We start from the raw sequence: 22107 nt of genomic DNA, 5'->3' as shown, positions 1-22107 counted from the left end.
GCCATGAACATCGAGCGGATCGACGACAACCACTTCCGCCTGAGCATCGATCTCAAGCAGGGGCAGAAACTGGCCAAGGCCATCAACGGCAAGGCCCGGGAAATGCGCAATGCGGCGTTGGCGCTGTCCTCGGCGCTGGGCGAGGCCTACGCCGAGGCGAACAACGACTTCCGGCAGCCGCCGCATGCCTTCGACGAGCATGCGCCGAAGCAGCCGAGCATCGAAAACTGAGTCCGCGGGGAGACGCCGATGAATCTGGAAAAGATTGCCGACAAGCAGGCCCACGTGCGGATGGACGCCTTCGAGGCCTCCGACCTGCTGACCAGCCTGAAGCAGCACGCTGAACACCTGGGAGACCTGGGTCAGGATCTGATCGCTGCGCTCGAGGCGCAGGGCGTGCAGGTCATCGCCGAAGAAGATCACCCGCGTACCGAGTACGTCCCGCCACGCGACCTGCATCGCGTCTGAGAGCTAGGCTTCGGCCCTTTTGGGCTGGGCGCACCACGAAGGACACGAAGATTTTAGGGTGGGGATCTTGGGTTGAGCATGAGCCCGTATCCGAGCCACCCACATGTGCTCTCCAACGCAACAACCCTTCGTGTTCTTCGTGGTGCAAAACGGCCTTTCGCTGATACGGCGGGGCGCTCCGGGTTTCAGGTTTTGCCGGTTGATTTCGGGCAGGGCGCCTGCACGGGCTCCGGGAGTACGTCCCAGATGTTCTCGGCGTATTCGCGCACGGTGCGGTCGATCGAGAAGTAGCTCATGCGCCCGACGTTGAGCAGCGCGGCCTCCGACCAGGCCTCGACGTCCTCGTACAGGCTGTCGGCCTTGGCAGAGGCCTCGCTGTAGGCGGCGTAGTCGGCGAGGACGAAAAACGGGTCTTCCTCGAGCAGGTAGCTTGCCACCCGCGCATGCAGCGCGCGTCCACCATTGGCGAAGAAACCGTTGCGCAACGAATCGACGATGCCGCGCAGGCGTGGATGCGAGTCCAGGTGAATGCTGGGCGGTTGCCGCTGCGCCCGGTGGGCGCTGACCTCGGCGGCCGTCATTCCGAAGATGAAAATGTTCTCGGATCCGACTGCGTCGCGAATCTCGATGTTGGCGCCGTCGAGGGTGCCGATGGTCAGTGCGCCGTTAAGCGCCAGCTTCATGTTTCCGGTGCCCGAGGCCTCGAAGCCGGCGGTGGAGATCTGCTGCGAGAGATCGGCCGCCGGAATGATGATGGCCGCCGAGCTGACCTCGTAGTTCGGGAAGAACACGCACTTGAGGCGGTCGCCCACTGCGGGGTCGTTGTTGACGATGTCGGCCACCTGGTTGATGAGCTCGATGATGTCCTTCGCCCGCTGGTAGCTCGGGGCCGCCTTGCCGGCGAACAGCACCACCCGCGGCAGGACCTCCTCGCCGTCGCGGATACGCTGGTACAACTCGATCACGTGCAGCAGTTTCAGCAGTTGGCGCTTGTATTCGTGGATGCGCTTGATCTGAACGTCGTACATCACGTCCGGGCTGATCACCACCCCGGTGCGCTTCTCGACCAGTCCCGCGAGCCGTTCCTTGTTGCTGCGCTTGATCGCCCGGAATTCCGCGCGCGTGGCCTCGTCGGAGGCGTAGGGCGTGAACTGCTTCAGGCGGTCGAGATCGAATTTCCAGTCGCTGCCGATGCGGGACTCGATCAGCGCGGTCAGGCCTGGGTTGGCCTGGATCACCCACAGCCGCGGCGTCACGCCGTTGGTCACGTTGATGAAACGCTCGGGCCAGACCTGGTTGAAGTCCGCGAACAGGGTTTGCTTCAGCAGGTTGGTGTGCAGCGCGGCGACCCCGTTGACCTTGTGTGAGCCAACCACCGCGAGATGGGCCATGCGCACGCGCCGACCATGCTCCTCGTCGATGATCGACAGCCGCCGCAGCAGGTCGTGGTCGCCGGGGAAGCGGTGCCGGACATCTTCGATGAACTCGTGGTTGATGCGGTAGATGATGAGCATGTGCCGGGGGAGCACACGTTCCATCAGGGCCACCGGCCAGGTTTCCAGGGCCTCGGGCATCAAGGTATGGTTGGTGTAGGCAAAGACCCGGCGGGTGATGTCCCAGGCCTTGTCCCAAGGGACGCGGTGCTCGTCGACCAGCAGGCGCATGAACTCGGCCACGGCGATCGCCGGGTGGGTGTCGTTCAGCTGGATCGCCGCCTTGTCCGGCAGGTCTTCCAGTGAATAGCCGAGCTGGAGGTTGCGGTCGAAGATGTCCTGCAGGGAGGCGGAGACGAAGAAATATTCCTGCTTCAGGCGCAGTTCCCTGCCGATCGCGGTGGCGTCGTTGGGGTAGAGCACCATCGAAATGGTCTCGGATTCGCTCTTGTCGGCGACAGCGCGGATGTAATCGCCTTCGTTGAAGTAGCGCAGGTCGAAGTTGCGGGTCGCCTTCGCGGCCCACAGGCGCAGGTTGTTCACATTGCGGCGCTGATAGCCGGCGGTCGGGTAGTCGTAGGCCATCGCCAGCACCAGCTCCCCGTCCTCCCAGGTGTGGCAGTTCTCGCCACTGGCCTCGTGGTGCTCGATCACGTAGCCGTAGAAACGCACCGGGAAGATCTTCTCCGGCCGCGGGAACTCCCAAGGGTTGCCGAAGCGCAGCCAGTTGTCCGGATGCTCGACCTGCCGAAAATGCTCGATATGCTGCTGGAACATACCGAATTCGTAACGGATGCCGTAGCCATACCCGGGATAACCCTGGGTCGCCATGGACTCCAGGATGCAGGCAGCCAGCCGTCCGAGGCCGCCGTTGCCCAGCGCCGCGTCCTCTTCCAGCCGCGCGATGGTTTGAAAATCGACGCCGAGCTCCTTGAGTGCCTCCTGGGTGACCTCGAAAATGCCCATGTTGCGGAGGTTGGCCTCGAGCATGCGCCCGATCAGGTACTCCATGGACAGGTAGTAGACGCGTTTCACGTCCTCCTCGGCGAACTGCCGGCGGGTGACCACGCGGCGTTCGATAATCCGCTCGCGGATGGCGAAGGACACGGCGTGCAGCCAGTCCCGCGGCGTCGCCAGATCCGGATCCTTGCCCACCTCGCGCACGAGCGCGTCACGGATCGACTGGCGCAGGCTGGCGCTGTCGCAGGCCAGCGGCGAGAGCTGGTGCCGCGGGTTGATTTGGTCGGGAGATGCGCTCATCAGGTCGAACTCCAGGGCGGTGTCTTGGGAGACCGTCGTGCGGCAACCCGGTGATCAGGGGTCATCGGCTCCGTTCGAGTGCCCGGTGACCAATATCGGAACGGAAGTATATACCGTTGAAGCGGATCTTTTGCGAGGCCCGGTAGGCGTTTTCCTGTGCCCTGCGGAAGTCCTCGCCCAGGCCGACCACGCACAGCACCCGCCCGCCGTCGGTGACGACCCCGCCGTCCCCGAGCCTGCGGGTGCCCGCGTGGAACACCCGGCTGCTGTCGCTGTTCGCGGCATCCAGACCTGTGATGAGGTCTCCCTTGCGGTAGTCCAGCGGGTAGCCGCCGGCGGCCAGTACCACGCCCAGCGCAACGCGCGCGTCCCACTCGACATCGATCTGGTCCAGCCGCCCGTCGATGGCGGCGTCGATCATCTCCGCGAGGTCGCTGTTCAGGCGCATCAGGATCGGCTGGGTCTCCGGGTCGCCGAAACGGCAGTTGAACTCCAGCACCTTCGGGTTGCCCTGGGCGTCGACCATCACCCCGGCGTAGAGGAAACCCGTGTAGCGTTCGCCCTCGGCCGCCATGCCCTGCAGGGTGGGCTCGATCACCTCGTCGAGGATGCGCCGGTGCAGTTCGGCCGTGACCACCGGCGCGGGGGAATAGGCACCCATGCCACCGGTGTTCGGCCCCTTGTCGCCGTCGTCGCGGGCCTTGTGGTCCTGGGAGCTGGCCAGCGGCAAAATGTGCTCGCCGTCGATCATGCAGATGAAGCTGGCCTCCTCGCCGGTCAGGAACTCCTCGATCACCACGCGGTGACCGGCGCTTCCGAAGGCGTTTCCGGCCAGCATGTCATGCACCGCGGCGCATGCCTCGTCCTCGGTCTGCGCAAGGATCACGCCCTTGCCGGCGGCGAGGCCGTCGGCCTTGACCACGATGGGCGCGCCGTGATCGCGGATGAACGCCTCGGCTGCGGCGATCTCGGTGAAGCTGCCGTAGGCGGCAGTGGGAATCCGGTGGCGCTGCATGAAATCCTTGGCGAAGGCCTTGGAGCCCTCGAGCTGCGCGGCCTGTGCGGTAGGTCCGAAGATGCGCCGCCCCGCCGCACGGAATGCATCGACGATGCCCGCGACCAGCGGTGCCTCGGGGCCGACCACGGTGAACGCCACGCTCTCGCGTTCGGCCAGCGCCAGCAGGCCGTCGATGTCGGTCGCGCTGACGGCCACGTTCTCGCATTTCGCCTCGGTGGCGGTGCCGGCGTTGCCCGGCGCCACCAGCACGCGGTTCACCCGCGGCGACTGCGCCAGTTTCCACGCCAGCGCATGCTCGCGGCCCCCGCCGCCTACGACCAGTACGTTCATCCATCTGCCCTCAGGCTGGCCATTCTGTCGTCCGGGTTCAGTGGCGGAAGTGGCGCATGCCCGTGAACAGCATGGCAATACCGTGTTCGTTTGCGGCGGTGATCACCTCCTCGTCGCGCATCGAGCCGCCGGGTTGGATCACGGCGGTGATGCCGGCCTCGGCCGCGGCGTCGATGCCATCGCGGAACGGGAAGAAGGCATCGGAGGCCATCACGCTGCCGGGTACGCGCAGGCCCTCGTCGGCGGCCTTGATCCCGGCAATCTTCGCCGAATAGACCCGGCTCATCTGTCCTGCCCCAACCCCGACGGTCTGCTCGTCGCGCACGTAGACGATGGCGTTCGACTTCACGAACTTGGCCACCTGCCAGGCGAAGCGCAGGTCGCGGGTCTCCTGTTCGGTGGGTGCGCGCTCGGTCACGCAGCGCAGTTCGACCTGCGCCAGGCTGCCGGTGTCGGCGTCCTGCACCAGCAGGCCGCCGCCGATGCGCTTGAAGTCCAGACCGGGATTCACCTGTGCCGGCGGGATCTCGAGTACCCGGACGTTGCCCTTCGCCCCGGTGGCGCGCAGGGCGGCGGGCGTCACCTCCGGCGCGATGATGACCTCGACGAACTGGCGGCTGACGATGGCCTGCGCGGTGTCCCCGTCCAGCGGACGGTTGAAGGCAATGATGCCGCCGAAGGCCGATGTCGGGTCGGTCTGGAACGCCCGCTCGTAGGCCATCAGCGGGCTTTGCGCCACGGCGACGCCGCAGGGGTTGGCATGCTTGACGATCACGCAGGCCGGTTCCTCGAACTGGCGCACGCAATCCCAGGCGGCGTCGGCGTCGGCCAGGTTGTTGTAGCTGAGCGCCTTGCCCTGCAGCTGGCGGAAACTGGCAAGGCTGCCCGGCGCCGGAAGGGTATCACGGTAGAAGGCTGCACCCTGGTGCGGGTTCTCGCCGTAGCGCAGATCGGCCATCTTCGCGTAGTTCAGGTTCATCTGCCCCGGGAAGCGACCGCGCTGGCCCGTTTCATCCAGCGCCGACAGGTGGTTGCTGATGGCGGCGTCGTAGCGGGCCACGTGGTCGAAGGCAGCGACCGCGAACCGGAACCGCAGGGCGGCCGGTATCGCGCCGTGTTCGCGCAGGGCCTGCACGATCTCCGTGTACTGGGTCGGTTCCGTGGCCACGGTCACGTCGCGATGGTTCTTCGCCGCGGCGCGGAGCATCGCCGGACCGCCGATGTCGATGTTCTCGATGGCTTCCTCCAGCGTGCAGCCCGGCCGGGCGACGGTCGCCTCGAACGGATAGAGATTCACCACCAGCAGGTCGATCGGGGCGATGTCCTGTTCGGCCATCACGGCGTCATCCTGGCCGCGGCGCCCGAGCAGGCCGCCGTGGATCTTCGGGTGCAGGGTCTTGACCCGTCCATCCATGATCTCGGGAAAGCCCGTGTGCCGGGCGACCTCGGTGACCGGCAGCCCGTGCTCGGTCAGGAGCCGGGCGGTGCCTCCGGTGGAGAGGAGTTCGACGCCATCGGCGTGCAGTGCCTGGGCGAGCTCGACCAACCCGGTCTTTTCGGAAACCGAGAGCAGGGCGCGGCGGATGGGGCGGGAATCAACCATTGGATGGCCTCTAGTACTCTGTCACGCGTCATGATGGCGCAAAATTATAACGAACTGCGCGGCGCAGGTGTCCCGGCCCACCGAATGGTGCCCGCGCGGGACTGGTGTCCTGTCGCACGGCACGGTCGCGAGGGACCGCTTTGCGGCTGCGCCAGCGCAGCGCTGCGCCGCCTTCGGTGACTGGGATTTCCCACCTTGACCCAGGGAAATGCCGATGGATGATGGGTTTTTCTCCACCGGAGATCTGAAATCGCCCTTGTAATCGCGGCGGGGAAGCGTCAAGGTAGAAAAGGTGTTCGGCAGGAGGGGCGCAATCGTGCCGCTCCCGGTCGAGTGTTTTCATGGGCCGGTGCAGCCCCAGGTTCTTTCTCCGCTGCCGGTCCTGCCGCCCGTTCAGGGCCCATCAGTGGTGCGACCACAGGGTCGCCTTTGTTCCGCAGCGTTCCGTGCACGAACGCCGCCCATTCAGGGGCCAGGGCAGGGTTTTAGCGGTTTCTCCAGGCAGGAGTGCCGCGCCAATCCGCTGCCGCTTCGTCGCAGACGCCGGAAAACGCCATCGCAGTATCTGGACCCCGAAATCGGGGTGCGAATCTCGCCGCGGCCGTTGCAGGGGCGCGCAGCAAACCATTGTCAGTGAGGAATGCCATGTCAGCCACCATGAAGCAGGATTTCGGGGCCAAGCCCACCGAGCGTCGGGAGACCGACAACTATCGCGCCGAGTATGTGACGTCCTTTGTCGACAAATGGGACGAACTGATCGACTGGGAGAGCCGCGCACGCAGCGAGGGTGACTTCTTCATCCAGGTCCTGAAGGAGCGCGGTGCCAAACGGGTCCTGGACGTCGCGGCCGGCACCGGCTTCCACTCGGTGCAGTTGATGGAGGCGGGGTTCGACGTCGTCACCGCCGACGGCAGTCCCGAGATGCTGGCCAAGGCCTTCGAGAACGGCCGCAAGCGCGGCCACATTATGCGTACCACACAGGCCGACTGGCGCTGGCTGAACCGGGACATCTACGGCCGCTATGACGCGGTCGTATGCCTGGGCAACTCCTTCACCCACCTGTTCCGGGAGAACGACCGGCGCAAGGCCCTGGCCGAGTTCTATTCTGCGCTGAACCACGACGGCGTTCTGCTGCTGGACCAGCGCAATTACGACGCGATCCTGGATCATGGCTACTCCAGCGCCCACACGTACTACTACTGCGGCGACAACGTCTCGGTGGCGCCGGAGCACGTCGACGAGGGGCTCGCGCGCTTCCAGTACGCGTTTCCGGACAAGTCGACCTACCATCTGAACATGTTCCCCTTGCGCAAGGCCTACGTCCGGCGGCTGATGCGCGAGGTCGGGTTCCAGACCATCGATACCTATGGCGACTTCAAGGAAACCTACCACGAGGCCGAGCCCGATTTCTTCATCCATGTTGCCTGCAAGAAATACGTCGAGGAGGTGCGCTGATGCAGAATTATTCGAGCCCTGTCGCGACTGCGCGCGACTACTACAACAGCCCCGATGCCGATCACTTCTATCACAGCATCTGGGGCGGCGAGGACATCCACATCGGTCTCTACGAGCACGACCGTGAGCCGATCGTCGACGCCAGCCGTCGCACCGTCGCGCACATGGCGGATCTTCTCGGCGAGCCGCAGGCGGATTGGCGGGTGCTGGACATGGGTGCCGGCTATGGCGGCTCGGCGCGCTACCTGGCCGAGAATCACGGCTGCCGCGTCACCGCGCTGAACCTGAGTGAGGTCGAGAACGAACGCAACCGGTCGATCAACAAGTCGCGCGGCCTGGATGGATTGATCGAGGTCCTGGACGGCAGCTTCGAGACCGTGCCTGGCGAAGGCGAACGCTTCGACGTCGTCTGGTCCCAGGATGCCTTTCTGCACAGTGGTGAGCGCGAGCAGGTGCTGCGCGAAGCCGTGCGGGTGCTGAAGCCGGGCGGGGTGCTGATCTTCACCGACCCGATGGCGCAGGACGGCTGCCCCGAGGGAGTGCTCGATCCGATTCTGGCGCGCATCCACCTCGACAGCCTGGGCTCGCCCGGCTTCTACCAGCAGGCCGCCGCCGATCTCGGCCTGGAGCCGATCGGGTTCGAGGACCATACCCATCAATTGCCGCGCCACTATGGCCGGGTGCGCGAAGAACTCGAGGCCCGGGAACCGGATCTCGCGGGTTCGATCTCGCCGGACTACATCGAGCGGATGAAGAAGGGCCTGGGACACTGGGTCGACGGCGGCGAGGCCGGGCATCTGGCCTGGGGCATCTTCCGCTTCCGCAAGTCCGCCTAGCCGACCCTTTCAGAACGGCCTTTCCATGAATCCAGCAGAGGAGTCTTCATCTCCATGAGCAAACGTTACCTGTTTACCTCCGAATCCGTGTCCGAGGGTCATCCGGACAAGATGTGCGACCAGGTGTCCGACGCGATCCTGGACGCCTACCTGGCCGAGGATCCCAAGGCCCGTGTGGCCGCAGAGACCTTCACCACCACCGGCCTCGTGCTGGTCGGCGGCGAGGTCAAGTCCAGCGCACGGATCGAGATCGAGGACATCGTTCGCGACGTGGTCAAGGACATCGGCTACGACAGTTCGGACAAGGGCTTCGACTACGCGACGTGTTCGGTCGCGGTGACCCTGGGCAAGCAGTCGGCGGACATCAACCAGGGTGTCGACCGCCAGCGTCCGGAAGAACAGGGCGCGGGCGACCAGGGATTGATGTTCGGCTACGCGTGCAATGAGACCGAGGTACTGATGCCGGCCCCGATCCACTTCGCCCACCGCCTGGTGCGGCGCCAGGCCGAGGTGCGCAAGAACGGAACCCTGCCGTGGCTGCGCCCCGACGCGAAGAGCCAGATCAGCTTCCGCTACGAGAACAACCGCGCGGTTGCGGCGGATGCGGTGGTGCTGTCGACCCAGCACGCGCCGGAAATCGAGCAGAAGGTGCTGGTCGAGGCAGTGATGGAGGAGATCATCAAGCCGGTGCTGGGGCAGGAGTGGCTGCACAAGGACACGCGCTTCCACATCAACCCGACCGGTCGGTTCGTCACTGGTGGGCCGATGGGCGACTGCGGGCTGACCGGGCGCAAGATCATCGTCGATACCTACGGCGGCATGGCGCGCCACGGCGGCGGCGCCTTCTCCGGCAAGGATCCGTCCAAGGTGGATCGCTCGGCGGCCTACGCCTGCCGCTACGTGGCCAAGAACATCGTCGCCGCCGGCCTGGCCGAGCGCTGCGAGGTGCAGGTGTCCTATGCCATTGGCGTCGCCGAGCCGACGTCGATCGCGGTCGAGACCTTCGGCACCGGCAAGGTGGACGAGGGCCAGCTCACCGCCCTGGTGCGCAAGCATTTCGACCTGCGTCCCTACGGCATCCTGAAGATGCTCGACCTGGAGCGCCCGATCTACCGTCCCACGGCGTCTTACGGGCACTTTGGGCGCGAGGATCTGGACCTGAGCTGGGAGCGTACCGACAAGGCTGCCGTGCTGGCCGACGACGCCGGTCTGAGCCCGCGCAAGGCCTCGGCCTGAGGGTGCGCCGGGGTGTTGCCGCCTGCCAACCAAGAGCGGGAGCAAGCTCCCGCACTCCATAGGGTGGCCGGCGCGCAGCGCCTGTGGAGTGCGGCGGCTTGCCGCCGCTCTGGGTCGGCGGGATGGCCCGGCGGCGGAAAGCGGGAGCAAGCTCCCGGACTCCATATGCGCTGTCCGTGCTGATCTGCAAACGCGTCAATCGGGGGGCAGTCGCTTCCAGGCACCGCCGATCCGGCCCTCCACCGGCTGGAAGCGGGTCTTGTAGGCCATCTTCTCGGAACCGGGGATCCAGTAGCCGAGATACAGGTGGGGCAGTCCCTGACGCCGGGCCTCCCGGACCTGGTGGAGGATGGCGAGGGTCCCCAGGCTGCGCTCCGGGACGTCGGGGTCGAAGAAGGTGTACATCGCCGACAGTGCCTGGGGCGTATGGTCGGTGACCGCGACCGCCAGCAGTCTCGGACCCAGCCGAAATTCCGTCAGGAGAACCCCGCAGTTGCGGTCGTTCAGCATACCGACATAGTCGCTGCGCGTGGTGTGCTCCATTCCGCCGCCTGCGTGACGGGCGCCGAGATAGCGCCGCAGCAGGTCCATGTGCTCATCGAGATCCGGGTGCATTACGGTGTCGACCGTGAGGTCGGCGTTGCGCCTCAGGCAGCGGCGTTGCCCGCGGTTGGGCCGGAACAGGTCTACCGGGATGCGGACGGGAACGCAGGCTTGGCAGGAGGGACACTGGTGCCGGTACACGAACTGACCGCTGCGCCGGAAGCCCTGCGCCAGCAGGTGGCCGTAATGGTGGTCCTCCAGGCTGACGGCTGGATCCACCAGCACCGTCTGCATCTCCCGGCCTTCGAGGTACGGGCAATGTTGCGGCGCGGTCATGTACCAGCGGATGGGACTGCTCTGCATGGCCCTATCGTGACAGTTCCGGGTGTCGCTGGAAAAGTGGCCCGCGGGAAGCGCGGGTAGCCCATCCCCCCGGGGACGGGGCAGACCGGCTATGAGAAGCACCCGTCTGCGCAAGGCCTCAGCGGCGCGTTTCGGGGCTTGTGATATTTTCCGTAATCATCGACGAGGGTTTGGTTGTAATGACAGCGAGAAACGAGCAGATCAAGCAGGCCATCGCCAAACGCATCCTGATCCTGGATGGCGGCATGGGTACCCTGATCCAGGCGTATCGGCTGGAAGAGGCCGACTATCGGGGCGAGCGATTCGCCGACTGGAAGAGCGATCTCAAGGGCAACAACGACCTGCTGGTGCTGAGCCGGCCGGACGTGATCGAGGCGATCCACAACGATTACCTCGAGGCCGGCGCCGACATCATCGAGACCAATACCTTCAACGGCACGCGCATCGCGATGGCGGACTACGCGATGGAGGACCTCGTGCCGGAACTCAACCGCGAGGCTGCACGGCTCGCGCGCCGGGTTGCCGATGCCTGGACGGAAAAGACCCCCGAGCGCCCGCGCTTCGTCGCCGGAGTGCTGGGGCCGACCAACCGCACGGCGAGCATCTCGCCCGACGTGAACGACCCCGGTTACCGCAACGTCGACTTCCACACCCTGGTCGCGAACTACCGTGAATCCGCTGCCGCGCTGGTGGAGGGTGGTGCCGACCTGCTGCTGATCGAGACCGTGTTCGACACGCTGAACGCGAAGGCTGCGGTGTTCGCGGTCGAGACGCTGTTCGAAGAGACCGGCATGCGCCTGCCGGTGATGATCTCGGGCACCATCACCGACGCCTCCGGGCGGACCCTGTCGGGACAGACCACCGAGGCCTTCTGGAACAGCCTGCGCCATGCCCGGCCGCTGTCCATCGGTCTGAACTGTGCGCTCGGTCCGAAGGAACTGCGCCAGTACGTCGAGGAGCTCTCGCGCATCGCCGATACCCACGTCTCGGCGCATCCCAACGCGGGATTGCCGAACGAGTTCGGCGAATACGACGAGACCCCGGCGCAGATGGCGGCCGAGATCGGCGAGTGGGCGGCGTCGGGCTTCCTGAACATCGTCGGCGGTTGCTGCGGCACCATGCCGGAGCACATCCGCGCGATCCGCGAGGCGGTGGAGAAGCACCCGCCGCGCCGGATTCCCGAGATCGCCCCGGCCTGCCGGCTCTCCGGACTGGAGCCGATGAGCATCACCGAGGACTCGCTGTTCGTGAACGTCGGCGAGCGCACCAACGTGACCGGCAGCAAGCGCTTCGCCCGCCTGATCCGCGACGAGGACTACGAGACCGCGCTGGAGGTGGCGAAAGACCAGGTCGAGAACGGCGCCCAGATCATCGATATCAACATGGACGAGGGGATGCTCGACTCCCAGGCGGCGATGCAGCGCTTCCTGAGCCTGATCGCCGGCGAGCCCGACATCGCCCGCGTGCCGATCATGATCGACTCGTCCAAGTGGGCGATCCTCGAGGCCGGGCTGCAGTGCATCCAGGGCAAGGGGGTGGTGAACTCGATCTCCCTGAAGGAAGGCGAGGAGCAGTTCGTCGAGCAGGCCCGACTGGTGCGCCGCTACGGCGCCGCGGTGATCGTGATGGCCTTCGACGAGAAGGGCCAGGCCGACACGCAGCAGCGCAAGGTCGAGATCTGCGAGCGGGCCTACCGCATCCTGACCGAGCAGGTCGGCTTCCCGGCCGAGGACATCATCTTCGACCCGAACATCTTCGCCATCGCGACCGGGATCGAGGAGCACAACAACTACGGCGTGGACTTCATCGAGGCCACGCGCGCGATCAAGGAGCGCCTGCCGCACGCGTTGATCTCCGGCGGCGTGTCCAACGTGTCGTTTTCCTTCCGGGGCAACGATGCGGTGCGCGAGGCCATCCACGCGGTATTCCTGTACCACGCGATCCGTGCCGGCATGGACATGGGCATCGTCAACGCCGGGCAGCTCGCGGTTTACGACGACATCGATGCCGAACTGAAGGAGGCGGTCGAGGATGTGGTCCTGAACCGCCGTGCGGATTCCACCGAGCGCCTGCTGGACCTTGCCGACCGCTACCGCGGCGACGGTGCGGTCGCGAAGAAGGAGGATCTCGAGTGGCGCGGCTGGCCGGTGGCCAAGCGTCTGGAGCACTCGCTGGTCAAGGGTATCGATGCCTACGTGGTCGAGGACACCGAAGAGGCGCGCCAGGCGTCGGAGCGCCCGATCCACGTGATCGAGGGCCCGCTGATGGACGGCATGAACGTGGTCGGCGACCTGTTCGGCGAGGGCAAGATGTTCCTGCCGCAGGTGGTCAAGTCGGCGCGCGTGATGAAGAAGGCCGTCGCGCACCTGATCCCGTACATCGAGGCCGAGAAGACCGGTAGCGGCGACTCCAACGGCCGGATCCTGATGGCCACGGTCAAGGGCGATGTGCACGACATCGGCAAGAACATCGTCGGCGTGGTGCTCCAGTGCAACAACTTCGAGGTATTCGATCTCGGGGTGATGGTGCCGCCGCAGAAGATCCTGGATGCCGCCAGGGAGCACAAGGTGGATGTGATCGGCCTGTCCGGCCTGATCACCCCGTCACTCGAGGAGATGGCGCATCTCGCGGCCGAGATGCAGCGCCAGGGTTTCGACATCCCGCTGCTGATCGGCGGCGCGACCACGTCACGTGCCCACACTGCGGTGAAGATCGAACCGAATTACAGCGCCGGTCCGGTGGTCTGGGTGAAGGATGCCTCGCGCGCGGTCGGCGTGGCGCAGAGCCTGATCAGCCCCGAGCTGAAGGGTCCCTACGCCGAGAGGATCCGCGCCGAATACGTGGAACTGCGCGAGAGCCTCGCGGGGCGCAAGAAGCGCATCAACTGGCTGGGCCTGGAGCAGGCCCGGGCGAACCGGCCGAAGGTCGACTGGGAAACCCACACCCCGACCCGTCCGCGGGTGCTGGAACCGGACTGGCAGGCCCCCGAGGGCGTGACCCGGCTGCAGCCCTTCGGCCCGGATTCGGCACTGCTGCGCTTCGACGACTACGATGCCAGCGAGGTCGCGCGCTTCATCGATTGGACGCCCTTCTTCCACGCCTGGCAGCTGCATGCCGCCTACCCCCGCATCCTCGACGACGAGGTGGTCGGGACGGAGGCGCGCAAGCTCTTCGCGGACGGCCGCAAGATGCTGCAGCAGATGATCGACGAGGGCTGGGTGCGCCTGCGCGGCGTGGTCGGCCTGTTCCCGGCCAACAGCGTCGACGCCGACGATATCGAGGTCTATCGCGACGATTCTCGCGGGGACGTGCTGATGCGCCTGCACCACCTGCGCCAGCAGACCCAGAAGCGCCGGGGCGCACCGAGCCACTCGCTGGCCGATTTCGTTGCGCCGAAGGAGACCGGGGCGCGCGATTGGATGGGCGCGTTCGCAGTCAGCGCCGGCGGCGAGGTGGATGCCCGGGCCAAGGCCTTCGAGGCCGCGCACGACGACTACCATGCGATTCTGCTCAAGAGCCTGGCCGACCGGCTCGCCGAGGCCTTTGCCGAGGCATTGCACCAGCGCGTGCGCCGCGAGTACTGGGGCTATGCCGCGGACGAGGATCTCGACAACGACGATCTGATCCACGAGCGCTACACCGGCATCCGCCCCGCGCCCGGCTACCCGGCCTGCCCGGAGCACACCGAGAAGGGCCTGCTCTGGGACCTGATCGATCCGGTGGAGAATGCCGGGATGACCCTGACCGAGAGCTACGCGATGCTGCCGGTCTCGGCGGTCTCCGGCTGGTACTTCGCGCACCCGCAGTCCCGCTATTTCGGCCTGGGCAAGATCAACCGCGACCAGGTCGAGGATTACGCCCGGCGCAAGGGCTGGAGCGTGGCCGAGGCGGAACGCTGGCTCGCGCCGAACCTCGGCTACGAGCCGGCGGAACAGCGCCTGGCCGAGTCCGCATGAGGGCGTAGGCCGGAAGAGGCCGCAGGCCGTCATCCGCCCTCCTGATGATCACGAATCCTCCGCAGGCCGGGAACAGCGCATTGACCGCAGCGAAACCGCCAAAACCTTCGCCTGCAAGGCAGGCTCCCACAAAGGCAAGGACCGGTGGGAGCGCGCCTTGCGCGCGAAGGGGTCCTCTGCGGAGCTTCCGTGATGATCAGGTCCGCCCTTGCCGTGGGGCACGTCTCGACCTCGGGACCCTTACACGCGGTCCAAGGGCGGGTGCCGCTGCCCCTTTATGCCCTGCTGCCTGCCCTGGTGTGGGGCGAAGAGGCCGTAGGCTGTCATCCGCTTTGCCGGGGCTTGGAAGCGGTACCTTTTTCAACGCGACTTCTGGCAAACTGGGGTTCTTCGATCCTCAGGGGGATGAGCATGTCCAGCGACAACGAGACCGCCTACGATTCCCATCCGGCCATGTTCCGGAATCACCCGCTCGGGTACCTCATCCTCCTGCTGCTGATCATCCTGCCGGTCGTGGCCCTTTTGCTGTTTCGCGAGCAGATTGCCGGCATGGGCGATTTCCCGCCCGCGCTGCTGCTGGCGGCCACCGGTCTCGGCATGCTGATCATGCTCTACTGGTATATGAAGACCCGAGCAACACGCCTGCGCATCACGGGCGACGAGGTGCACCTCGAGGAGGGATTGCTCAGCAAGCACCACGTCGACCTGCACGTAGGGCAGATCCGCGCGGTACGCGTCTTCCAGGGCGTCCTCGACCGGGTCTTCCGCGTTGGCCGGATCGAGGTCTTCACCACCGGCGACCAGCCCGAGTTCGTGGTCGGGGGCCTGCCCAACCCGCACCGAGTGCGCGATCTCGTGCGCAACCGCCGCGGGAATGCCGAGTGAGCGCCTCCGATATGCGCGACAGCCGGTTCGCGCTGCGCATCCTGCTCGGGTTTTCCGCGCTCGTCGCCTTCCTGGTGGCGCTGATCGTGCTGGCCGCGGCGACGACGCTGCCGGGCATCTCGGAATGGGTGGCCGTCACCTTCGACAGCGGTATCGGCCTGAAGAATGCCGCGATCGCCGCGGCCGTCATCAGCGTCACGGTGATCATCGTGTTCGCGCTTGCTGCCGGGGAGGGCCTGATCGGCGAGATCCAGTTCATGATCCCCGGCTTCTTCCTGTTCTTCGTCTTCTTCTGGCTGATGATCGCCTGGGTGTTCTGACGCGGGCGGGCGTATCCGTCTCCGCGCGCCGAGCGGTTGTACTGCGGCCTTACCCGGGGCGACAATTCGGGCCTTCCACCAGCCGGGTTGCCATTGCCGATGACCGATAGCCCTGAGACGGGGACCACCCCGCATCACCTCACTCTCCGCCAGACGCGCCTGGAGGACTATCCGGATATCTGCGAGATCATGGAACGGGTCTACCCGGACCTGGACGGGGCCTGGAGCCAGGATCAGTTCACCTCCCAGGTCACGCGATTTCCCGAGGGTCAGATCTGCATCGAGGACAACGGCAAGGTGGTGGCCGCGGCGATCAGCCTGATCGTCGAATACCGGCGCTTCGGCGACCAGCACAGCTACTGGCAGATCACCGGCAACGGTTTCCTGACGACGCACGATCCCGATGGCGACACGCTGTACGGGGTGGACATTTTCGTGCACCCGGATTACCGGGGGCTGCGCTTGGGCCGGCGCCTGTACGACGCGCGCAAGGAACTCTGCGAGAAGCTGAACCTGCGCGCGATCGTCGCCGGTGGTCGCATACCCGGCTATGCCAAGGTCGCCGAGGAGATGACCCCGCAGCAGTACGTGGAAAAGGTGAAGAACCACGAGATCACGGACCCGATCCTGACCTTCCAGCTCGCGAACGACTTCCACGTCCGCAAGATCATCACCGACTACCTGCCGGCGGACGACAAGTCGGTCGCGTATGCGACGCTGATCGAGTGGCTGAACATCTACTACGAGGAGAAGGAAAAGCTGATTGGCGGCAGCCGCTCCGACGTGCGCGTGGGCGTCGTCCAGTGGCAGATGCGTCCGACGGCGACGCTGGATGATCTCTTCCTTCAGATGGAATACTTCGTCGATGCCGTTTCCGGATACCGCGCCGACGCCGTGCTGTTCCCGGAGTTCTTCAACGGTCCGCTGATGGGTCAGTTCAACCAGGAGTATCCGGCGGAGGCGGTGCGGCGTCTAGCCGAGTTCACCGAGGCGATCCGCGAGGAAATGGTGCGCCTGGCGCTGGCGTACAACATCAACATCATCGCCGGCACCATGCCCGAATACACCGACGAGGTGCTGCGCAACGTCTCCTACCTGTGCCGCCGCGACGGCACCTGGGACCGCCAGTACAAGATCCACGTGACCCCGGACGAGGTCAGCTTCTGGGGCCTGCAGGGAGGCAACGAGGTCAACGTCTTCGATACCGACTTCGGCAAGGTCGGCATCCTGATCTGCTACGACGTCGAGTTCCCGGAACTGCCGCGCCTGATGGCCGAGAAGGGGCTGCAAATCCTGTTCGTCCCGTTCTGGACCGACACCAAGACGGCTTACCTGCGGGTGCGCCGCTGCGCCCAGGCCCGGGCGATCGAGAACGAGTGCTACGTGGTGATCTCCGGCAGCGTCGGCAACCTGCCGAAGGTCGAGAACATGGACATGCAGTACTCCCAGGCGGCGGTCTTCACCCCCTCGGACTTCGCCTTCCCGCACGACGCGGTCGCGGCCGAGGCCACCCCGAACACCGAGATGACCCTGATCGTCGATCTGGACTTCGATAACCTGAAGGAGCTGCGCAACCACGGTTCGGTACGCAACATGCGCGACCGCCGCCGGGACCTTTACGAGGTGGTGTGGAAGGGAGGGGTGTAGGAGGCCAGCCCCTGGCCGATGGGTTTCCCGGCGCTGGATCGGCGAGAGGGCTCGCCTCCCACAGGAGGCTGGACGGCCGTGTGGGAGCGTGCCTCGCACGCGAATCGGCGTCGGGTTGGCACCCGGCATTTGCCGCGCCTGTGGCGCGTTCGCGAGCAGGCTCGCTCCCACAGGGGGTCGGGGCGAACGCTGTAGGAGGTCAGCCCCCTGGGCGGCATGCCCCGGCGCCGGATCGGCGAGGGGGCTCGCCTCCTACAGGCGGTCGTTGAGGTAGGCGACCAGCCAGTTCCAGGAGTCGCGGTCGGCGCGCTCGTCGTAGCCCACGGGCATGCCGAACTCCTCGGCAATCGCGTCGGCGCCCGGGTTGGTGAAGCTGTGGGTCGCGCCGGCGAAGTCGACAAAGGTGTACAGCACGCCGGCGGCGGCCATTTCCTCGCGGAAGTCGGCGATCTGCTCGGCCGGAACCATCGGATCCTCGGCGCCGTTGAAGACCAGGATGTCGGCCTTCACGGTATCCGGCTGCGCGGGGTTGCCGGTATTCAGGGCGCCGTGAAAGCTTGCCACCATCGCCAGGTCAGCGCCGGCCCGGGCGGCCTCCAGCACCACGCTGCCGCCGAAGCAGTAGCCGATCGCGGCCAGTGGCTGACCGGCGGTCAGTTCGTGCTCACGCAGCAATGCCTCGGCGGCCTCGAACCGGCCCATCATCACGTCGCGGTCGGTGCGCACGGCGGTCGCGAATTCCCGTGCGGTGCTTGGATGTTCGGCCAGCTTGCCGGTCCCGTACATGTCGAGCGCGAAGCCGACGTAGCCGGCCTCGGCAAGCATCTCGGCACGGCGCTGGGCGTTCTCGTCGTGGCCCCACCATTCGTGCACCACGATCACCCCGGGGCGCGGACCATCCAGCGCGCGGTCGTAGGCGAGATAGCCGGTGAGTTCGACACCATTGTGTTCGTAGACCACCTGCTCCGCGTGGATCGCGGGGCCGGATTCGGCGAGCGCGACGTTCAGAATCAGGAGCAGGGCGAGGGCGGGAAGGGCGAGGATCTGGCGCATGGGCTCTCCTGGATCGGGTCGGTGATTCGGGGTTGGCGTTCGCGGGCAGGGTGCCACACGGCCGTAAGAGTATCCGGAAGCTCCGGTGCCGGTGCAACGCACCCCCGTTGGAGAGGGGGCGGAATGCGAGGGCCATCATTGGAGTCTACCCTCTAATTGAATGTATCCGCCAAGGGACAGACCCATGCGCATCTCGACGATCCTGATCGGCCTTTCACTGGCCGTCGCCAGCGCCGCCGTCGCCGATGACCGGCACGACTGGCTCGACACCGCATGGTGGTCCGAGGGGCAACTGCCCGTACCCCCGAATCATGCGGTCCGCACGTCCAGCGACTCTCTGGTCACGGACGAGGCCGACATCCCGATCCATATCGCGCGCCCGGACGCCGAGGGCGACTTTCCGGGCGTGCTGTTCGTGCACGGGCGCCGTGGCGTGGATCCGCTGATCCAGGGTCACGTGCGGCGGTTGGCGGCGCGCGGCTTCGTGGTGTACGCGCCGGATCTCTACGTGGGCCGTTTCATCGAGACCATGCCGATCGAACACGACTATGCCCTGGAAGGCGACCTGAACGACGTGCTGGATCATGTGCGGGCCTCGGGCGAGCATGCCGGCGACCAGGTGTGTGTCTACTCGCACACGCGAGGTGGATACCTCGCGTTGAAGCTGGCGGTGACCTTCGATCGCCAGGCGGACGCCCTGGCCTGTTTCGTCAGCTACTACCCCCACATGCAGGATCCCAACGCCCCGGAACCGATGCAGGTCTATCGGTATGCAGGCGAGGCCGATGCGCTGACGCTGCCCGCGCTGATCTTCGTCGGTGCCGAGGAGCAGTACCAGCGCAAGCGCGGCATCGACATGGCCGTCGGGAGCATGCAGGGCCGGGATCTGCCGGTGCAGCTCGTCACCTACCCGGGGGTCGGGCGGGGCTTCGATTTCCGGGCGCCGCCGGTGCGCACCTTTGCCGACGACCTGGCGACGCGGGACGCGCTGATGCGGGCGACCGGGTTCATGAACGACCACCTCCTGGGTGAGTGACATGCGGGAACGCCGGGCCGAATGCCAGGGTCTCACCGTCATGAGATCCGCTGACCTGACCCGGCTGACGATGAAATTGGCAGTGCTGTTCGCCGGGGCCCTTCTGCTCGCCGCCTGCGCGACCATCCCTGAGGATCTGCAGCCGGTACCCGAGAGGCAGCCGACCCTTGCCGAGGTTCTGCAGGATCCGGATGCCTTCGAGGGTGCGGACGTGATCTGGGGCGGCGTGATCGCAAGCGTGTCCAACATGGCCGACGGCACCCGTCTCGAGGTCGTCTCCCGGCCCCTGGGCCGGGACAAGCGCCCGGTCTCCGGCGATCGCAGCGACGGCCGGTTCCGAGCCTTCTTCCCCGGCTTCCTGGATCCGCAGGTCTACACGCGGCTGCGCGAGGTGACGGTACGCGGCCAGGTCACCGGCGTCACCGATGACGTGGTCGGCGCGTTTCCCTATACCTTCCCGCAGGTCGAGGCTGCCGCAGTGCACCTCTGGCCACCGCTGCCACCGGAGCCCCCTGCGTTCTACCGTGATCCCTTCTGGGATCCCTGGGGCCCATGGGGTCCCTCCCGGCACCCCTGGCGTAGGGGATGGTGATGCCGCGGCACCGGGCCCGGTGGCTGTTCGTTCCCCTTGTGGCCCTGGGGCTCGGCGCCTGTGCCACGCCACCGCTGGCGCCGCCGGATCCCGCGGAGGTGCAGGTCACTCCCCGCGCGGCGGTGATCGAGGGGCTGCCTTCGGCCGAGCAGTTGTGGGGCGGCGTGATCGTCGGCCTGCACAACCGGGTCGACTACACCATGCTCGAGGTGGTCAGTTATCCCCTGCGCAACCAGGAACCGCGCACCTCGAGAATGACCGACGGCCGCTTCCGGCTGGAGGTCCGCGACTTCCTGGATCCGGTGGACTACCGTACCGGGCGGCGCATCACCGCAAGAGGGCCGGTCGAGCGTACGGAGGTGGGGCGTATCGGCGAGGTGGAGTATGTCTTTCCGGTGATGTTCGCCAGTGAACTGTACCTGTGGCCGGAGGTTGCGGCACCCGCGCGGCGCCCCGGCGGCGTGACCTTCGGTATCGGCATCGGCATCGGCCTGTAGAGCGGCCTCTGGCCGCGATATGGAAGAGACCCGGGACCGAATGGCGGATCGCGACCGGAGATCGCTCCTGGCGCCCGTCGATGGATGGCACTCGACTTCCCGCATGGCGCTCTGGTATTGCCCGCTTGCGCGGCCGGCCGTACTCTCGTCTTTGCGACAGAGAGGGAGGCGTTCCGATGCAGGCCGTGAGTTTTTCCTATACCGGAGGACCCGAGGTCCTCGGGATGGTCGACCGGCCTGATCCCCGGATCGAACGGCCAGACCAGGTACTCGTGCGCCTGCTGGCCGCGGGCGTCAACCCGATCGACACCAAGATCCGTGCCCGCGGTCTGCTGACACCCGCCTACGACCACAACATCCCGGGCTGCGACGGCGTCGGCATCGTCGAGGCCTGCGGCGCGGAGGTTGGCATGGTGGCGCCGGGCCAGCGGGTTGCCTTCTGTCATGGCGGCGTCGGGCCGGACCCCGGAACCTACGCGACACACGCCGTGGTTCCCGAGGCTGCACTGGTGCCGGTTCCCGAGAGCGTGTCCGACGCCGAGGCGGCCGCGCTGCCGCTGACATGGATCACGGCCTGGGAAGCCCTGCTCGACCGCGCCCGGTTGCGCCCGGGGCAGACGCTACTGGTCCACGCGGCCAACGGCGGGGTCGGGCAGATGGCCGTGCAGCTCGGGCGACTGGCTGGTGCCCGCGTGCTCGGCGCGGTGCGAGGCGACGAGGCGGCCGAGCTGGTGCGCGAGCTTGGGGTGGCGGTATTGGACCGTCGTGCAGAGGACTTCGGGCAGCAGTGGCTGGATTTCTCCGGCGGACGCGGGTTCGACGTGGTGCTCGATACCGTGGGCGCGGAGATCTTCGAGGAAAGCCTGCACCAGATTGTCTACGGGGGTGATCTGGTCACGCTGCTGAGCCCTCCCGCGACCACCGACTGGGCGTCGGCACGGCCCCGCAACCCGCGGATCTCGCTGGAACTGATGCTGACCCCGATGCTGAACGGAGACCGGGACCTCCTGCGGGCCCAGGCAGGCATGCTTCGGGAAGGGCTGGAGCGCGTGGCCCGTGGGGAGCTGAGGGTCAATGTCGAGGCCGAACTGCCGTTGGCCCAGGCAGCCGAGGCGCACCGGCTGCTGGAATCGGGCGTGCGCAGGGGCAAGATCGTATTGCGCATCTGATGGGTGGGCCTTGCGGAAACTTCGGCACCAGGTCGCTTCGCCATACGTAGCGTCGCTGTGCAGCCATCGAACCTTCCGCATGGCTCACTCTCACGGCGCTCGGAGCGCGCCACCCCGAATGATGAAGCACCAGCGCCTGTGGAGTGCAGCGGCTTGCCGCCGCTGTGGGGAGCTGGGTTATCCCCGGCGCCGAATAGCGGGAGCAAGCTCCCGCACTCCATAAGCGCGGCCACCCTGACGATGAAAAGCCGCAAACCGTAGGTCGGGTTAGCCCAAAGGGCGTAACCCGACGGGTCTAGCACCCACACATGGCCGCAAAGCAGCGTCGTCCCCCGCACGTCGGGTTACGCTGCGCTAACCCGACCTACGGGACTGGGACGTGTCTTTCTCGCTAACTGGCGCCGCTG

At 66.4% G+C, this 22107-nt stretch carries 18 protein-coding genes; 13 read left to right on the top strand and 5 right to left on the bottom strand.

Translation table 11 applies throughout. The annotated features are described in order from the left end of the window. Positions 1-3 precede the first annotated feature (3 nt). Positions 4-231, top strand: coding sequence for a hypothetical protein (locus EA346_RS08910; protein ID WP_296749386.1), 228 nt, complete (start codon positions 4-6; stop codon positions 229-231). Between the two features lie 18 nt (positions 232-249). After that, entirely contained in the window at positions 250-468 is a 219-nt protein-coding gene (locus tag EA346_RS08905) for a hypothetical protein (RefSeq protein ID WP_296749384.1), read from the top strand. Between the two features lie 185 nt (positions 469-653). Here the strand turns inward: EA346_RS08905 and EA346_RS08900 are convergent, their stop codons facing one another. The 3 genes from EA346_RS08900 to purH all read right to left on the bottom strand — a co-directional run bounded on the left by EA346_RS08900 (position 654) and on the right by purH (position 6112). Next, positions 654-3161 carry a glycogen/starch/alpha-glucan phosphorylase gene (locus tag EA346_RS08900; RefSeq protein WP_296757701.1) on the bottom strand — a complete coding sequence of 836 codons (2508 nt, stop codon included), beginning with the start codon at positions 3159-3161 and terminating at the stop codon, positions 654-656. Between the two features lie 61 nt (positions 3162-3222). Continuing rightward, complete coding sequence (purD, locus tag EA346_RS08895; RefSeq protein ID WP_296757700.1) at positions 3223-4509, bottom strand: phosphoribosylamine--glycine ligase; 1287 nt, start codon at positions 4507-4509, stop codon at positions 3223-3225. A gap of 37 nt (positions 4510-4546) precedes the next feature. After that, entirely contained in the window at positions 4547-6112 is a 1566-nt protein-coding gene (gene purH, locus EA346_RS08890; protein ID WP_296757697.1) for a bifunctional phosphoribosylaminoimidazolecarboxamide formyltransferase/IMP cyclohydrolase, read from the bottom strand. Positions 6113-6757: 645 nt separating this feature from the next. On the opposite strand from purH, the gene EA346_RS08885 reads away from it, so the two are divergent. From EA346_RS08885 to metK, 3 genes are read left to right on the top strand one after another with little or no spacing between them, the layout of a single operon-like run. Then, entirely contained in the window at positions 6758-7567 is an 810-nt protein-coding gene (locus tag EA346_RS08885) for a class I SAM-dependent methyltransferase (RefSeq protein ID WP_296757696.1), read from the top strand. After that, positions 7564-8403 (top strand): class I SAM-dependent methyltransferase, encoded by an 840-nt coding sequence (locus EA346_RS08880; RefSeq protein ID WP_296757719.1) that lies wholly within the window; start codon positions 7564-7566, stop codon positions 8401-8403. Before EA346_RS08885 ends, EA346_RS08880 begins: the two co-directional genes overlap by 4 nt. Positions 8404-8457: 54 nt before the next feature. Continuing rightward, positions 8458-9639 (top strand): methionine adenosyltransferase, encoded by a 1182-nt coding sequence (gene metK, locus EA346_RS08875; protein ID WP_296757694.1) that lies wholly within the window; start codon positions 8458-8460, stop codon positions 9637-9639. Between the two features lie 195 nt (positions 9640-9834). Here the strand turns inward: metK and EA346_RS08870 are convergent, their stop codons facing one another. Then, positions 9835-10545: an arginyltransferase gene (locus EA346_RS08870; RefSeq protein ID WP_296757691.1), complete on the bottom strand. Its 711-nt coding sequence runs from the start codon at positions 10543-10545 to the stop codon at positions 9835-9837. A 179-nt stretch (positions 10546-10724) separates the two neighbouring features. Here EA346_RS08870 and metH point away from each other — a divergent pair, with 179 nt between their 5' ends. The 4 genes from metH (at position 10725) to EA346_RS08850 (ending at position 17353) form a co-directional block, all read left to right on the top strand. Continuing rightward, positions 10725-14501 carry a methionine synthase gene (gene metH, locus EA346_RS08865; RefSeq protein ID WP_296757688.1) on the top strand — a complete coding sequence of 1259 codons (3777 nt, stop codon included), beginning with the start codon at positions 10725-10727 and terminating at the stop codon, positions 14499-14501. 411 nt (positions 14502-14912) lie between these two features. After that, positions 14913-15386 (top strand): PH domain-containing protein, encoded by a 474-nt coding sequence (locus tag EA346_RS08860; RefSeq protein WP_296757687.1) that lies wholly within the window; start codon positions 14913-14915, stop codon positions 15384-15386. After that, on the top strand, positions 15383-15706 hold the full coding sequence (locus EA346_RS08855) for a hypothetical protein (RefSeq protein ID WP_296757685.1): 324 nt from the start codon (positions 15383-15385) through the stop codon (positions 15704-15706). The genes EA346_RS08860 and EA346_RS08855 overlap by 4 nt, the downstream gene beginning before the upstream one ends. Positions 15707-15805: 99 nt before the next feature. Then, entirely contained in the window at positions 15806-17353 is a 1548-nt protein-coding gene (locus tag EA346_RS08850; protein WP_296757684.1) for a bifunctional GNAT family N-acetyltransferase/carbon-nitrogen hydrolase family protein, read from the top strand. Between the two features lie 252 nt (positions 17354-17605). Here EA346_RS08850 and EA346_RS08845 read toward each other — a convergent pair whose 3' ends face one another. Then, complete coding sequence (locus EA346_RS08845) at positions 17606-18406, bottom strand: dienelactone hydrolase family protein (protein WP_296757682.1); 801 nt, start codon at positions 18404-18406, stop codon at positions 17606-17608. 184 nt (positions 18407-18590) lie between these two features. Between EA346_RS08845 and EA346_RS08840 the strand changes: the two genes are divergently transcribed. The 4 genes from EA346_RS08840 (at position 18591) to EA346_RS08825 (ending at position 21700) form a co-directional block, all read left to right on the top strand. Beyond that, entirely contained in the window at positions 18591-19442 is an 852-nt protein-coding gene (locus EA346_RS08840; protein ID WP_296757680.1) for a dienelactone hydrolase family protein, read from the top strand. A gap of 40 nt (positions 19443-19482) precedes the next feature. Further along, the gene (locus EA346_RS08835) at positions 19483-20034 is read left to right on the top strand and encodes a Slp family lipoprotein (RefSeq protein WP_296757677.1); all 552 of its coding nucleotides are present in this window, start codon (positions 19483-19485) and stop codon (positions 20032-20034) included. Beyond that, positions 20034-20531 carry a Slp family lipoprotein gene (locus tag EA346_RS08830; protein ID WP_296757675.1) on the top strand — a complete coding sequence of 166 codons (498 nt, stop codon included), beginning with the start codon at positions 20034-20036 and terminating at the stop codon, positions 20529-20531. Before EA346_RS08835 ends, EA346_RS08830 begins: the two co-directional genes overlap by 1 nt. Positions 20532-20707: 176 nt before the next feature. Beyond that, positions 20708-21700 (top strand): zinc-binding dehydrogenase, encoded by a 993-nt coding sequence (locus EA346_RS08825; RefSeq protein WP_296757673.1) that lies wholly within the window; start codon positions 20708-20710, stop codon positions 21698-21700. The last annotated feature ends 407 nt before the right edge of the window (positions 21701-22107 follow it).

It is taken from the genome of Thioalkalivibrio sp. (assembly GCF_007692535.1).
Lineage (GTDB): Bacteria > Pseudomonadota > Gammaproteobacteria > Ectothiorhodospirales > Ectothiorhodospiraceae > Thioalkalivibrio.
Note: the sequence above shows the minus strand (reverse complement) of the source record. Positions and strands in the feature narration are given on the sequence as shown.

Excerpts from the sequence above, each read along its gene's own strand:
- EA346_RS08910 (WP_296749386.1), top strand. The coding sequence starts at position 4 with ATGAACATCGAGCGGATCGACGACAACCACTTCCGCCTGAGCATCGAT.
- EA346_RS08905 (WP_296749384.1), top strand. The coding sequence starts at position 250 with ATGAATCTGGAAAAGATTGCCGACAAGCAGGCCCACGTGCGGATGGAC.
- EA346_RS08900 (WP_296757701.1), bottom strand. The coding sequence starts at position 3,161 with ATGAGCGCATCTCCCGACCAAATCAACCCGCGGCACCAGCTCTCGCCG.
- purD (WP_296757700.1), bottom strand. The coding sequence starts at position 4,509 with ATGAACGTACTGGTCGTAGGCGGCGGGGGCCGCGAGCATGCGCTGGCG.
- purH (WP_296757697.1), bottom strand. The coding sequence starts at position 6,112 with ATGGTTGATTCCCGCCCCATCCGCCGCGCCCTGCTCTCGGTTTCCGAA.
- EA346_RS08885 (WP_296757696.1), top strand. The coding sequence starts at position 6,758 with ATGTCAGCCACCATGAAGCAGGATTTCGGGGCCAAGCCCACCGAGCGT.
- metK (WP_296757694.1), top strand. The coding sequence starts at position 8,458 with ATGAGCAAACGTTACCTGTTTACCTCCGAATCCGTGTCCGAGGGTCAT.
- EA346_RS08870 (WP_296757691.1), bottom strand. The coding sequence starts at position 10,545 with ATGCAGAGCAGTCCCATCCGCTGGTACATGACCGCGCCGCAACATTGC.
- metH (WP_296757688.1), top strand. The coding sequence starts at position 10,725 with ATGACAGCGAGAAACGAGCAGATCAAGCAGGCCATCGCCAAACGCATC.
- EA346_RS08860 (WP_296757687.1), top strand. The coding sequence starts at position 14,913 with ATGTCCAGCGACAACGAGACCGCCTACGATTCCCATCCGGCCATGTTC.
- EA346_RS08850 (WP_296757684.1), top strand. The coding sequence starts at position 15,806 with ATGACCGATAGCCCTGAGACGGGGACCACCCCGCATCACCTCACTCTC.
- EA346_RS08845 (WP_296757682.1), bottom strand. The coding sequence starts at position 18,406 with ATGCGCCAGATCCTCGCCCTTCCCGCCCTCGCCCTGCTCCTGATTCTG.
- EA346_RS08840 (WP_296757680.1), top strand. The coding sequence starts at position 18,591 with ATGCGCATCTCGACGATCCTGATCGGCCTTTCACTGGCCGTCGCCAGC.
- EA346_RS08835 (WP_296757677.1), top strand. The coding sequence starts at position 19,483 with ATGAGATCCGCTGACCTGACCCGGCTGACGATGAAATTGGCAGTGCTG.
- EA346_RS08830 (WP_296757675.1), top strand. The coding sequence starts at position 20,034 with ATGCCGCGGCACCGGGCCCGGTGGCTGTTCGTTCCCCTTGTGGCCCTG.
- EA346_RS08825 (WP_296757673.1), top strand. The coding sequence starts at position 20,708 with ATGCAGGCCGTGAGTTTTTCCTATACCGGAGGACCCGAGGTCCTCGGG.